Annotated in this window: 13 protein-coding genes; 7 read left to right on the top strand and 6 right to left on the bottom strand. The window is 71.0% G+C overall.

Annotated elements, in window-relative coordinates; translation table 11 throughout:
- Window positions 1–31: 31 nt before the first annotated feature.
- Window positions 32–1,195, bottom strand: coding sequence for a transposase domain-containing protein (locus C4U44_RS18575; protein WP_103886948.1), 1,164 nt, complete (start codon window positions 1,193–1,195; stop codon window positions 32–34).
- A 270-nt stretch (window positions 1,196–1,465) separates the two neighbouring features.
- Here C4U44_RS18575 and C4U44_RS18580 point away from each other — a divergent pair, with 270 nt between their 5' ends.
- The 5 genes from C4U44_RS18580 (at window position 1,466) to C4U44_RS18600 (ending at window position 6,082) form a co-directional block, all read left to right on the top strand.
- The gene (locus tag C4U44_RS18580) at window positions 1,466–2,263 is read left to right on the top strand and encodes an ABC transporter ATP-binding protein (RefSeq protein ID WP_103886949.1); all 798 of its coding nucleotides are present in this window, start codon (window positions 1,466–1,468) and stop codon (window positions 2,261–2,263) included.
- Window positions 2,264–2,513: 250 nt separating this feature from the next.
- Entirely contained in the window at window positions 2,514–3,398 is an 885-nt protein-coding gene (locus C4U44_RS18585) for an ABC transporter permease (protein WP_200823313.1), read from the top strand.
- A 58-nt stretch (window positions 3,399–3,456) separates the two neighbouring features.
- Window positions 3,457–4,581, top strand: coding sequence for an ABC transporter substrate-binding protein (locus C4U44_RS18590; RefSeq protein ID WP_103886951.1), 1,125 nt, complete (start codon window positions 3,457–3,459; stop codon window positions 4,579–4,581).
- 322 nt (window positions 4,582–4,903) lie between these two features.
- Window positions 4,904–5,557, top strand: coding sequence for a hypothetical protein (locus tag C4U44_RS18595; protein WP_103886952.1), 654 nt, complete (start codon window positions 4,904–4,906; stop codon window positions 5,555–5,557).
- 132 nt (window positions 5,558–5,689) lie between these two features.
- The gene (locus tag C4U44_RS18600; protein WP_103886953.1) at window positions 5,690–6,082 is read left to right on the top strand and encodes a VOC family protein; all 393 of its coding nucleotides are present in this window, start codon (window positions 5,690–5,692) and stop codon (window positions 6,080–6,082) included.
- Between the two features lie 44 nt (window positions 6,083–6,126).
- Here the strand turns inward: C4U44_RS18600 and C4U44_RS18605 are convergent, their stop codons facing one another.
- Window positions 6,127–6,714 carry a hypothetical protein gene (locus C4U44_RS18605; RefSeq protein WP_146088290.1) on the bottom strand — a complete coding sequence of 196 codons (588 nt, stop codon included), beginning with the start codon at window positions 6,712–6,714 and terminating at the stop codon, window positions 6,127–6,129.
- Between the two features lie 377 nt (window positions 6,715–7,091).
- On the opposite strand from C4U44_RS18605, the gene C4U44_RS41550 reads away from it, so the two are divergent.
- Entirely contained in the window at window positions 7,092–7,268 is a 177-nt protein-coding gene (locus C4U44_RS41550) for a hypothetical protein (protein WP_160145057.1), read from the top strand.
- Between the two features lie 415 nt (window positions 7,269–7,683).
- Here C4U44_RS41550 and C4U44_RS18610 read toward each other — a convergent pair whose 3' ends face one another.
- Window positions 7,684–8,130, bottom strand: coding sequence for a nitroreductase family deazaflavin-dependent oxidoreductase (locus C4U44_RS18610; RefSeq protein WP_103886955.1), 447 nt, complete (start codon window positions 8,128–8,130; stop codon window positions 7,684–7,686).
- A gap of 398 nt (window positions 8,131–8,528) precedes the next feature.
- Between C4U44_RS18610 and C4U44_RS41950 the strand changes: the two genes are divergently transcribed.
- Window positions 8,529–9,887, top strand: a complete 1,359-nt coding sequence (locus C4U44_RS41950; RefSeq protein ID WP_200823305.1) for a glycerophosphodiester phosphodiesterase — start codon at window positions 8,529–8,531, stop codon at window positions 9,885–9,887.
- A gap of 144 nt (window positions 9,888–10,031) precedes the next feature.
- Here C4U44_RS41950 and C4U44_RS18620 read toward each other — a convergent pair whose 3' ends face one another.
- From C4U44_RS18620 to C4U44_RS18630, 3 genes are all read right to left on the bottom strand, one after another.
- Window positions 10,032–10,442 (bottom strand): hypothetical protein, encoded by a 411-nt coding sequence (locus C4U44_RS18620; RefSeq protein WP_103886956.1) that lies wholly within the window; start codon window positions 10,440–10,442, stop codon window positions 10,032–10,034.
- Window positions 10,443–10,577: 135 nt separating this feature from the next.
- Window positions 10,578–11,855, bottom strand: coding sequence for a DUF2625 domain-containing protein (locus C4U44_RS18625; RefSeq protein WP_407642862.1), 1,278 nt, complete (start codon window positions 11,853–11,855; stop codon window positions 10,578–10,580).
- A 207-nt stretch (window positions 11,856–12,062) separates the two neighbouring features.
- Window positions 12,063–12,251, bottom strand: a complete 189-nt coding sequence (locus tag C4U44_RS18630) for a hypothetical protein (RefSeq protein WP_200823306.1) — start codon at window positions 12,249–12,251, stop codon at window positions 12,063–12,065.
- Window positions 12,252–12,287: the final 36 nt, after the last annotated feature.

Consider the following 12,287-nt stretch of genomic DNA (forward strand, 5'->3'; position numbering starts at 1 on the left):
ACTGACTTAGTGCGGCCGGGCGGCCCGGTGGTCACACCACCGGGCCGCGCTCTTCGTCCGAAAGCAGGTCTGCCGAATACATCGGCGATACCAGGTGCCCTACCGCGTGGTAAGTGCAAAGCATCGCATATATTTCCTGCTGGACGAGTTCAGGACTTTTCGACCGTAGTACCACACGCGGCCCCGCGATCTGCGCCGTGAACTGACCCACACCGGATCGGCACAACTCCGCCACACGCGCGTGACGTGCGGAGATCTCGTCCGCCGTCACGGAGTCGTCGAGGATCGACGTGACGAGCGCGAGGGGCCGCGCACCCGGGTCGGCGGGCCGGCCCGGGCCGGAGCCGGCGGTCCGCGGAACCACCCGGACCACCGTCCCGGCGCCGGAGCCGCGAGCCGGGCCGTCGGGCCCAAGTGTCGACAGATAGGACCCGTCCGGCAGTTCCCGCTCCACCGGCAGGTGCCGCCGCGCCGGACCGCGCTCGGCGGCGCACCAGATCTGGTGCGCGCCGGACTCGGTCACTGCCTGCCACAGTGCCGGGGTGACCAACTCCTGGTCGCCGACCACCAGCGCCCCCGCGCCGAGGAGGTCGTGCGGCCATTCGGAGAGGACACCCTCGACCCCCGACTCCCGGCTGGGAGTGATGGCCGCGACCGCGGAAGCACGCAGCCGGCAGTCGGTGAGCGAGGCCAGCCACACGTCCAGGGCACGCCCTTTCAGCTGGTCCTTTGTCTCGGCCACCCCGTACGCGACCCGGTTCGCGGGGGTGTCCGGCGCCTCCATGGCGACACTCTCGAAGACGAACACCCGCCCGTCGTCGGGCGGCGAGCGGCGCCCCGCGGACGCGGCCACATGACCGCACAGCGCCTTGAGCGGTTCGACGCCGAGCCGCATCCGGGCCCGGGCGATCGCGGCGGCCGTGGCCAGGTCCCCCACGCCCTGGAACATCTCGGGCAAACCGCCGGTCAGCTTGGCGAGTACCTCCTCGTAGGAGGACGCCCCGAAGAGCCACATCGCGAGCGCGAAATACATCATGAGCTGGGCAGGTAGCAGTCTTCGCCTGCGCTCTCTCCGCTCGGCTTTGTCGACGAGCCTGTCCATTAACTCCGGCCGGAAAGTCTGCACCAGCATGCGCAGTGCGAGCCGGTCCGGCAGGTGGGTTTCAGACGGTATGCCGAGATAACGGAACGTCATCGCAAGAAGTTACCGCGAAGAACACGCCCCGGTCTAACCATCGTCGACAATCCGCAGAAAACGCACTTTGTGAATCTTCTCGGGACAGCGGTGCGGGCGGGCAGTGCCAGATCAGGGCGCTGCGCGCGCTTAAGTCAGTGCACCCTTGTTCGACGAGGTTGTTGTCCCGCGCCAAGTTCTGGCAGCCTCACTCGCGTGGCAAGCGAATCCCAGCATGAACGCATCAATGGGTCGGTCACATCACGGCAACCGACAACACCGCCTATCGTGATGCGCAATGTGACCAAGTGCTTCAATACGCCGCAAGGCGGAAATCACGATGTCCTGCGCGACATCAATTTTACGGTCGAGGCCGGCGAGTTCACCGCGGTGGTCGGCCCCACCGGCTGCGGCAAGTCGACCACGTTGTCGCTGATCTCCGGCATGGAGCGGCCGGACACCGGTGAGGTGCTCATCGACGGGCGGCCGGTGGAGGGCATCGGGAAGGACGTCGGCTTCGTCTTCCAGACGGACGCGGTGTTCCCCTGGAAGACGGTGATCAACAACGTCGCGGCCGGCCCGCGGTTCCGTGGCGCGTCGCGCAAGGACGCCCACGCCGAAGCCGCCGACTGGATCCGCCGGGTGGGCCTGGCCGGGTTCGAGAAGTACCACCCGCACCAGCTCTCCGGCGGGATGCGCAAGCGGGTCGCGCTCGCCCAGACGATGATCAACCGCCCCCGGGTGCTCCTCATGGACGAGCCCTTCTCGGGCCTGGACGTGCAGACCCGCCAGATCATGTCCGACGAACTCCTCGCGCTGTGGGACCTCACCCGCCCCTCGGTCGTGTTCGTCACCCACGACCTGGAAGAGGCCATCTCGCTCGCCGACAAGGTCGTCGTCATGACGGCCGGACCGGCCACCGTGAAGGAGGAGTTCGCGATCGATCTCCCCCGGCCGAGGAATCCACGCGATATCCGGCACACCCCCGAATTCGTCAAACTCCACGAACGGATCTGGGAAGCCCTGCGTGACGAGGTGCAGGTCGCCTACAGCCGCACCGTGACCGCGCCGCCCGAGACCGCGGCCTGACCCATCCGCCCGGAAGAGGCATGAGCGCATGAACGTGCAAGGCTCCCGATCGACTGCCGGCACACCGGATACCGAGCCCGACGACGCGAAATCCGCTGACGCGGACGCCGTCGAGCCGGACGCCGCCGAGCCGGAAGCCGCCGAGGCGAAGGCCGCCGAAGGGCAGGGCGGTGAAGGGCAGGCCGCCGAAGGGCCGGGCGGTGACGAGAAGGCGGCCGTCGAGACGGCCGGCGACGAGGTGGCCGCCGACGTGACCGGCGGTGACGAGAAGAAGGCCGCCGGCGACCCGGGCAGGAGCGCCGCGCCTGTCGACCGGGTCGCGCTCGCCCGCCGGCAGCGCATCCGGCGCCGCGTGCTCGTCAACGCCGCCCGGGTCGCCGTTCTCGTGGTGGTCATCGGCCTGTGGCAGGTGCTGGCCTCGACGGGAACTGTCGACAAGTTCTACTCCGGCGAACCCTCGGGCGTCTGCTCGAAGTTGTGGGACTGGATACGCCACGGCACCTCGCAGGGCTCGCTGTGGGACCAGGTGTGGACGACGCTCCAGGAGACGCTGATCGGCTTCGGCGTCGGTGTGGCGCTCGGCGTCGTCTTCGGCGTCATGCTGGGCCGGATGCGGTTCCTCGCCGACGTCTTCGCCCCCTTCATCAAGACCCTCAACTCCATCCCGCGCATCCTGTTCGGCTCGGTGTTCGCGATCTGGTTCGGCCTCGGCATCAGTTCCAAGGCCACGCTGGCGGCGGTCCTCGTCTTCTTCGGCGTGTTCTTCAACGCGTTCCAGGGCGCCCGCGAGGTCGACCGCAACCTCATCGCCAATGCCCGCATCCTCGGCGCCGGCAGCACCAAGGTGACGTTGCAGGTGGTCGTCCCGTCCGCGCTGAGCTGGATCACCACCAGCCTGCACGTCGCGTTCGGCTTCGCCGTCACCGGCGCGATCGTGGGCGAACTGCTCGGCGCGCAGCAGGGCCTCGGTCTGCTCATCTTCCAGGCGCAGGCCAACTTCGACCCCAACGGCGTCTACGCGGGCCTGGTCCTCACGGCCGCCTTCGCGCTGGCCGCCGAGGGACTGATCACCCTCCTGGAGCGCCGCCTGCTCCGGTGGCAACCGCGCCCGCAGAGGTCTGGCGCGGAGGCGTGATCCCCGTGGCACCCAGCACTCCCGGAACTCCCCTGACGAACACTCACCCCGCAACGACATGCAGGGCGCAGCGGGGCCGAAGACGGCCGCCGAGATGCCCGCTCCCGAGGAGAAGACACAGCACATGTGGCACAAGAAGATCGTTCTCATAGCCGCGACGGCGTTCCTGGCCACGGGGCTCACCGCCTGCTCGGACGACAAGTCCGGCGGCAGCGACGCGGCGAGCGACGGTTCGCTGACGAAGGTGAAGATCGCGCTGTCGAACCAGGCGAACCAGAGCTACCTCCCGCTGATCCTGGCGTCGCGGATGGGGTACTTCAAGAAGCAGGGCCTGGACGTCCAGATCGTCAACCTCCAGGGCACCCCGCAGGTCTCCGACGCGCTGCTCAACGGCCAGGTCCAGGGCATGATCGGGTTCTTCGACCACAACCTCGACCTCCAGGCCAAGGGCAAGGACACCAAGGCGGTCGTCCAGCTCCTCCAGGCGCCCGGCATGGTCGAGATGACCCGCAGCAACGAGTCCTCGCTGAAGTCCCCGGGCGACCTGCGCGGGAAGAACGTCGGCGTGACCTCGCTCGGCTCCGCCAGCTCGACCATCGGCTCGTACCTGGCCGTGCACAACAACATCCCCCTGAACCAGACCCACCTGGTCGCCGTCGCCGCCGGCCCCACCTTCGTGGCGGCCTTCCAGCACAACCGGGTCGACGCGGGCGTCACCACCGAGCCGACCATCTCCACGCTGCTGAAGAAGCACCTCGGCACGATCGTCGCCGACATGCGGACCGCCGCGGGTACCAAGGCCGCGCTCGGCGGGCCGTACCCCGGCACCGCGCTGACCGTGCAGACCTCGTGGGAGCAGACGCACCAGGCCACCACGCAGAAGATGGTCAACGCGATCTACCAGACCCTGCAGTGGATGGAGTCGCACTCGGCGGCGCAGATCACCGCGCAGGTCCCGGCCGACTTCTACTCCGGCAGCGGCAAGGACCAGTACGTCCAGGCGCTGGCGAACGAGATGGGCATGTACAACCCCACCGGCCAGATGCCCGCCGACGCGCCCCAGACCGTGCTGCGCGTGCTGGACGCGGTCGACCCGGCCGTCAAGGGCCACAAGATCGACCTGGCGAAGACGTACACCGACGAGTACGTCCAGAAGGCGGCGCAGGAGAAGTCCGCTTCCTGATCGCTCCCGGCCGAGGTGATCGCTCGCGCCGGCACACGAGGGCGCCGTTCCGTTTCGCCCGCCTCTTCGACGGCGGGAACCGGGCGGCGCCCTTCGCGCTGCCCGGGCCCGGGGCGGGCGGACCCGGCAGGCGGAAGGCGCCGGGCAGGCGGGCGGGCGGCTCTGACAATGCGGCGCGGCGCGGGTCGGCGCAGACTGGCGAGGGGGCCGGCGCGGGGTGCCGGCAGCCGAATCCGAGGAATCCGAGGGATCCGAGGGAGACGCCATGCTGGGGACGCGTCGTCGACACGGAGTGACCAGGGCTCGCACAGTGTGCACGGCTGTGCTGCTCGCCGCGGCCGTCGGGCTCGGCGGGACCGCGACCGCCGGCGGCGCGGCCGCCGCTACCGGCACGGCACGGGCCGGCTCGGGCGAGCCGGTGCCGGGTCCGGCTGAGTTGAAGGCCGCCCTGCTGACCTCGGCGGACACCGGCCTGCGGGGCTCGACGTCGTCCGGTGGCGGGGGCGGGGGCGGCGGCGGGATCTCCGGGTGCGCCGCGCTGGAGAAGGTGCTGGTCGCGCCGGGCGGGCCGCGCTCGCAGGAGGCCGACTTCTCCGGCGGCCAGACCGGGCCGCTGCTCAGCGAGGAGCTGACCTCAGCCCCGTCCGCCCGGCAGACCGCGGTCTTCACGCAGACGAAGAAGGCCCTCGCCTCGTGCCACAAGCTCACGCTCACCGGGGGCAGCACCCGGCTCACCCTGACGCTCCAGCCGATCCGGTTCGGCGGCGCGGAGAGCACGGCGGCGCGGATGGACGGCAAGTTGAGCGGCGTCCAGGTCAACGGGTACCTGGCCTTCGGGCACGTCGGGCCGGTCCTGATCAACTACTCCTTCTTCCAGTTCGGGAACGGATCGTCCCAACTCGCCTCCGGGCTCTACCAGAAGGCGGTGGACAAGGTGCGCCATGTCGTCGCCGGAGGTGGCGGCACGCCCGTCTAGCGGGTACGCCCCGCGCTGCGACACGCGAGCGTTGAATTCGGGCGGCCGACGCCGTATCACGGAGAGGTCCGCCCACGGGTGCGGGCCCGTCGGGCGCCTGCCTGCGGCCGTCCAGGACAGGCAGGACCCCACATGGTGCACGTACTGAGCAGCAGGACCCTGCTGCGGCCCACCGATCCGGAGCGTTCACGGACCTTCTACGGCGGCAAGCTGGGCCTGGAGATCTACCGGGAGTTCGGCACCGGCCCGGAGCGGGGCACCGTCTACTTCCTCGGTGGCGGCTTCCTGGAGGTCTCCGGCCGCGCGGAGACCCCGCCTTCCCCCGGGCTGGAACTGTGGCTCCAGGTCGCCGACGCCCGGCAGGCGTACGAGCAGTTGGCAGGGCAGGGCGTCGAGATCCTCCGGCCGCCCAGGAAGGAGCCCTGGGGGCTGATCGAGATGTGGGCCGCCGATCCGGACGGCGTACGGATCTGCGTGGTCGAGGTGCCGGCGGAGCATCCGTTGCGGAACCGGCCGGGGATCTGAGGGGAGCCAGCGGGCGGGGGTCGGGCGGGGCGCGGGTGGGGGTGTCAGAAGCCCTTGCAGGTGGCGGTCGCGTGCGGGCCGGTCGCGGTGGCGGTGTGCGACGTGCCGTTGCCGACCACGACGGAGCAGGTGGCCGTGCCGCCTCCCGCCCCCAGCGTGATGGTGAGCGTGCCGCCCTTGACGAACTCGTTCGTGGTCAGCTCCTTGTGCCACGGCAGCGTGTTCGCCGTCACCTTGCGCGTGAAGATGGTCTGCTGGCGCCAGGTGGGGTAGGCGATGATCACGTCGCGGGCCGTGCCGGTGACGCTGTACCGCACCGTGACGGACTTGGTCGTGTCGTTGCGCACGGCGGTCGCGATGCCCGCGATGGCACCGAGGAAGACCAGGCCGGAGACGAGCACGATCCACGGCCACTTCCGCCGTTTCGGCGGGGGCGGCACGTGCAGGGGTCCGTGCGGGTGTGGTGGGCCGCCGCCCGCGGGGGCGTATCCGCCGCCCGGCGGGGCATACCGGCCGTCCGAGCCGGGCGGGAGCGAGCCGCCGGCCGGGTGCGGCTGCTGTCCGGCGTCCTCCCCCCGGTCCGGCTCGTTCCGCTCCGGACGGGGCTCCTGCCCTGGCGTCGGCTCGCTCATGGACCCAGGATGCGCCGGGCGGGCCGCCCCAGCGAGCCGAAACCGATCACCCCCGGGCCCCTCCCCCGCGCAAGCCTTGCCCAGAGGTTCCCTCCCGGACACGCCGTCCGTCGCCCGCGAACCCCCGAGCGGCCGGGCCGGCGGAATCGCCCCTTCCGCCGCCGGTCACGCGGACCGCGTCGACACTTGCGGCTCCGCGCCGGACCCGCGCACTGCCCGGTGGGTGCGTTCGGGTGAAATTCCGCACCGCGCGGACTTTCCCCGCGATCTCCGGGGCCTTTCACCCGTGCCTCAAATGTGGCTCAGCCCAGGAGTAAGAGAGGTTCTGCGACGGCACACTTTTCGTACGAAGAATCGCGAACGCACCGGGGGGATCGATGAAGCAGTGGTTCGGGAAGGCGTTCCGCGCCGTCCGGGAGACCGTGTCCGGACGGCGCCGGGTCGCGCGCTACAGCCATCCGGACGCGCACCGGGCCGGCGGGAGGGACATGGACGCGGGAATCACCCACCACTACCGCCCGGGCCCGCGTATTCCGGGCGGCCCGTCCCACTAGGGCGGTGACGGGCTGATCCTGGGGGCCGCGCGCGGACGGATCGCGCGGGCCCTCCGGTTCGTGCCCCCGTAATTCCCCGTGCTTCCCGTGGTGCCCGCACTTCCCGTCTCGGCGCCGCTCGCCGGCGCCGCTCGCCCCGGACTCCTGAGGCGACGCCTGCGGGGGAACCGTCCGGCCGGCGGGCTGCGGGCGGCGGCGGACCCGCAGGCTCCGGCTCCGCCGCGCTTCCGGGACCAAGTTCACCTTGACCAGCACTTCGATCCGCTCGGCCCCGCTTCCTCCGCATCCTCGACCCCGTCCGTGCGGGGCTTCGGGGGAAGCTCCTCGCGGGTCGGCGCCGGGGCGCACCCCCGAGGGGCGGGCGGGACGGTCGGCGCCGTTTCCGACGCGCGGCGCCCGCGCCGCCCTCCCGGCGTCAGCCGTTGCCGGCGACCGGCTCAAGGATGAAGACGGGGATGACCCGGTCCGTCTTCGTCTGGTACTCCGCGTAGTCCGGCCAGACCTCGACCGCGCGAGCCCACCACGACTCCCGCTCCTCGCCGGCGGCCTCACGGGCCGTCATGTCCTGGCGCACGGGGCCGTCCTGGAGCTCGACCAGCGGGTTCGCGACCAGGTTGTGGTACCAGGTGGGGTGCTTCGGCGCGCCGCCCTGGGAGGCCACCACGGCGTAGGTTCCCTCGTGTTCCACCCGCATGAGACCGTTCTTGCGGAGCTTGCCGCTCTTGGCCCCAAGACTCGTGAGGATCACCACGGGCACCCCCCGCAGGGTCGTACCCTCCTTGCCCCCGGAGCTCTCGTACAACGCGACCTGGTCGCGCACCCACTGCTCCGAACTCGGCTCGTACTCACCACTCAGAGGCATGCTGCCTACCTTCCACTCGCGCGAAGCCGCACCGGCCGCACCGGTGCACGCCACCGACGGCCCCTCGGACGGATCTGCCTCCTCCATGATCCACCCGCGGGAGACGGAAACGGCAGTACCGCCCCGGCAGGCCGATCATCTCCCTGAACGCATGGACCACGGCAGGGTCCGCTCCCCCACTCCCCCCGGGCGGGACGAGCGCACGCCTCCTGATCGAACGGACCGTCCTGCGCCTGGAGTTGGGCGGTGTGATCAGCCGGACCTTCGTGCCCCGGTAGCCTCGTGGGGTTCTCCCAGGACGGCCGCCAGAAAGGCCGTCCCGCCGGGCCGCCGCGGGCCGTTTCGCCGTGGACGGCCCGGACTTCGGCCATGCCCTCGACCGACCGGAAGGCAGCACCATGACGCTCTACCCCTTCGGCGGCAGCCCGGTGACCGTCGACACGCTGCCCGCCACCGTCATCGACGCGCACCGGGGCGGTGCCGGCGAGAGCCCGGAGAACACCCTCGCCGCGCTGCTCGGCTCGTTCCCCGTCGCCGATGTCCTCGACCTCGACTCGCAGGTCGCCGGCGACGGCGCTCCGGTCCTCATGCACGACGCGACGGTCGACCGCACCACCAGGTCGTCCGGCAGCGTCGGCCTGTTCAACACCGCTCAGTGGGGTCTGCTGAGGTCCGACCCGTCGAACTGGTTCGCCGCCGCAGCGCCGGACCTGCCCCTGCACACCGTCGAGCAGGTCCTCGACGAGCTCGGCGGCCGGCGCGTGATGACCGTGGAGGCCAAGACCAGCGACGGGGTCGCGCCGCTGGCCGCGATGATCCTGGCCCGCGGCCTCGACCGGTCGGTGCTGATCAACACGAACGATCCTGCGGTGATCCCGGCCATCAAGGATGCGGGCTGCCTCGCGCACCTGTGGCGCAGCGCGGCGCAGATGGCCACCGACGACCCGGCCGCCATCAAGGCGACCGGCGCCGATCTGCTCGACCTCGACATCGCGGGCACGGACGGGCAGATAGCCGCCGCGGTCGCCGAGAGCTACCCGCTCGGCGTCTGGGCCCACACCCTGACCCGGCGCAAGCAGCGCGACCGCGCGCTGTCCCTGGGATGCCGGGGGATCATCACCGACTACCCCGGCTACGTCTCCGGCCGGGTCGCGCGCCGTACGACCAGTTCGTTCTCCACCGGGCTGTGGGGGTACGGCTACGTCCCGAGCGCCGCCGCCCGGCCCGTCCTCGACTCCTCCGGCCGCATCCCGCTGCCGCCCCCGGCCGGCGCGGCCGCCTCGCAGGCTGTCGTGCTGCTCGCCGGCGAGGTGTCACCCGCGTGGCCCACCACCACCGTCGAGGTCGCGTTCAGCGTCCCCACGGCCGGCAGCACCGGCTGGTCGCTCCTCGACGTCCACCTCGGTGCCGACGACGACGCGACCGTGCTCAGCAGCAGCTCGATCCTGCACAACGGCTACACCTGCCAGGTCAGCAACAACAGCAGCCTGCGGATCTACCGCGACGACAAAGCCGCGGACACGTCCACCCAACTCGCGGACACCGCGACCGGGGCGACCCTTGCCGCGAACACGGTCTACACGCTCCGCGTGGTCGTCACGGCCACCCAGATCACCGTGTCGATCCCCGAGGTCTCCGGCCTCACGACGACCGTCACGGACGCGACGTACAGGGTGCCTTGGTCCGTGTTCGTGGGCCGCAACTACTCGTCCGGAGCGCACGGCCTGATCAACATCGTGAGCATCAACGCCACTTGATCCCGGGCGGCCCGCGTCGGGCGGCGCTCCCGGGCCACTGGCCCGGGGCCTTCGTCATGCCGCTCGACGCGACGGGGTCGGGAACGGGCGTGAGTCGTGACGCGGTGGCCGCGGCCCTTCGCCCACCGCGCGCGACCCGGCGGCCTACTCGGATGCCCGCCGGGCCCTGCGCTCGACAACGCCCATGTCCAGGGATGCCGAGATCACCACTACGGGGAAGAACAGGAGGGAACTCACCAGGCTGGCGGCCACCAGTGCCACCGGAACGCGTGCCGGGCCCTCCGGGGGGAGGTCGAAGGCCAGCCAGGACACGAGCATCGCCGTGAAGATCGCGGACAGTCCGACCGTCACGAAGAGTCCGAACCCCACGACGTGACCTTGACGCGGGGCGGATCCCCCGTCAATCGGCCGACCTGTCCCCGGCACGAGGCGCAGCAGATCCCTGACCCCGACCACGATGAACACCGGTCCCCAGACAGGGGCGGTGACGAACATCCGTCGGCGGGCGGCCGATCGCGCCGCCTCGAACCGTCGCTCGGACTCGGTCGCGTCCACATGGGCGAGTGTGGCACCGGCATCGGCACCCCACCAGCTTGCCCAACCTGCCGGCAACCGCCCGGGAGTTGCCCGGGCGGCGGTACCTGCAGCCCACGGCGCGGCCGCAATGCGCGCGGGACTCCCTGACGTGTCTCATACCTCGCCGAGGAAGCCCGGATCAACGGGCCCCGCCTGCCGTGCGAAATCGGCGGCCACACCGAGGACTTCACGCATCGGTACCGCCCGTCGGCTCGTCGCGGCGAGATCGGCGTGTGCTTCCTCCGACCAGAGGAACGGATGGACGGATATCCCCTGCGAGGGGTCCAAGGCAGCGGTCTCCCGGCGCCAGTCGGGCCACCGCAGCCCGTCGTAGAACGTCTCCAGACGTCCGGACAGAAGCCAGGCCACCCAGGCCGAGTGGCCCATGTCCATCGCTTCCCACGCAAGAGTGTCGGGCGCGAAGTAGATCATCCGGCCCGGAGCACCGGGCCGGCCCGCGGCAGCGCAGTCCTGACCGTTCAGCACGAAGACCCCGCCCAGAACGTCGTGACCGACGACCAGGCCGGCGGCCGGGTACCAGGCAGGATCGAACACCGCGGGGAACCCGTTGACCTGGCCGATGCTCGGCAGCCCCTGGCCTTCTTGCGACCCCCCGCCGAAGACCCGCAGCCACCCGTCGTCCAGCACCAGCCCGCCGCAGTTCCACGCCAGCGCGCCGAGAGTCGACCGGGCGGTGACCTGCATCTGGAGCAGGCACCGGCGCCCTTCGTCCGGGTCGGGAGCCAACACCCGCACGGGCACAGCACCCGCGGCGAACACGTCCTGAAGCTCCGGCCAGGCCGGATCGTCGACCTGGACCAACTCATCGAGTTCCCGCACCCGAAGATGATCGCAGCCGGCCGGCACCACCTCGACACCGAGACCACACCAGTAGGGCAGTTGTGGATCGCGATCTGTCGGTGGGTGGATCGGGGGCTCGCCGGTTCGATGCAGAAGTCGCGCCGGTCGCTCTACGGTCCCGCTGGACGCTGCGTCCGGACCCGGCCGCCTCCGCTGACCGGACGGGTCCGCGATCGGATGGCGACCGCCACGGCGAATGTCCGCCGCCACCCCCGCCCGATGTTCACCGAACTCGGCGAGGCGAACATATCTCGCGACGACGGCCGTTCGGCAGGACGTCCACCCACCGAGCTCGGCACATCCGAGGCGTTGGCGGCCATCGAACGCGGCCGGGCCGATGGCCTCACCGTCCGCGGGACCGCCCGCCGCCCAGTGGCGAACCCAACCAGCGAAGCCCGACTCGGCCGTGGTGTGCCCGAACTCCGCACCGAACGGGGTAGCTCCCTCGCCGGTGACGAGCCATAGGTGACCGCGGTGCGGCCCCGTGACGACCAGATGCCAGTTCATCCCGCAGCCATCAGTACCCAGCACGACCGAACCGTGGTCGATGACCTCGCCGATGAGCGGACAATCTCCTCCGACGGCCGGGCGTCGTCCCCTCACAACCACGCTGAGGTCAGCGAAAAGGGCCTGGATTCGGCATCTCGGTCCTCGCCTACGGCACCATCGTCAGCGCGGTGATCATGCGCGGATCGAGGCCGCTCCGGAGCGGTGGGGGCACCCGGCCGATCACGCCGGCTACCGCTTCAGTGCCCGGTAGCGCTTCATGAGGGCGGTGATCCTGGCAGGGTCGGCCCCGCCGTTGAGCTCTGCCAGCAGGTCGTCCGGGCACAGCTCGTAGAGGTCACCCCACCAACGGCCCACCTTGGTGTCCCAGATGCGATAGCCACCGGGCACTCCACGCGCGACGTACCGCCTCCTGCTCACACGGCGCCCCCGTCCCTCAGACATGCCCCACGCTTC

The organism is Actinacidiphila yanglinensis (assembly GCF_900107965.1).
Lineage (GTDB): Bacteria > Actinomycetota > Actinomycetes > Streptomycetales > Streptomycetaceae > Actinacidiphila > Actinacidiphila yanglinensis.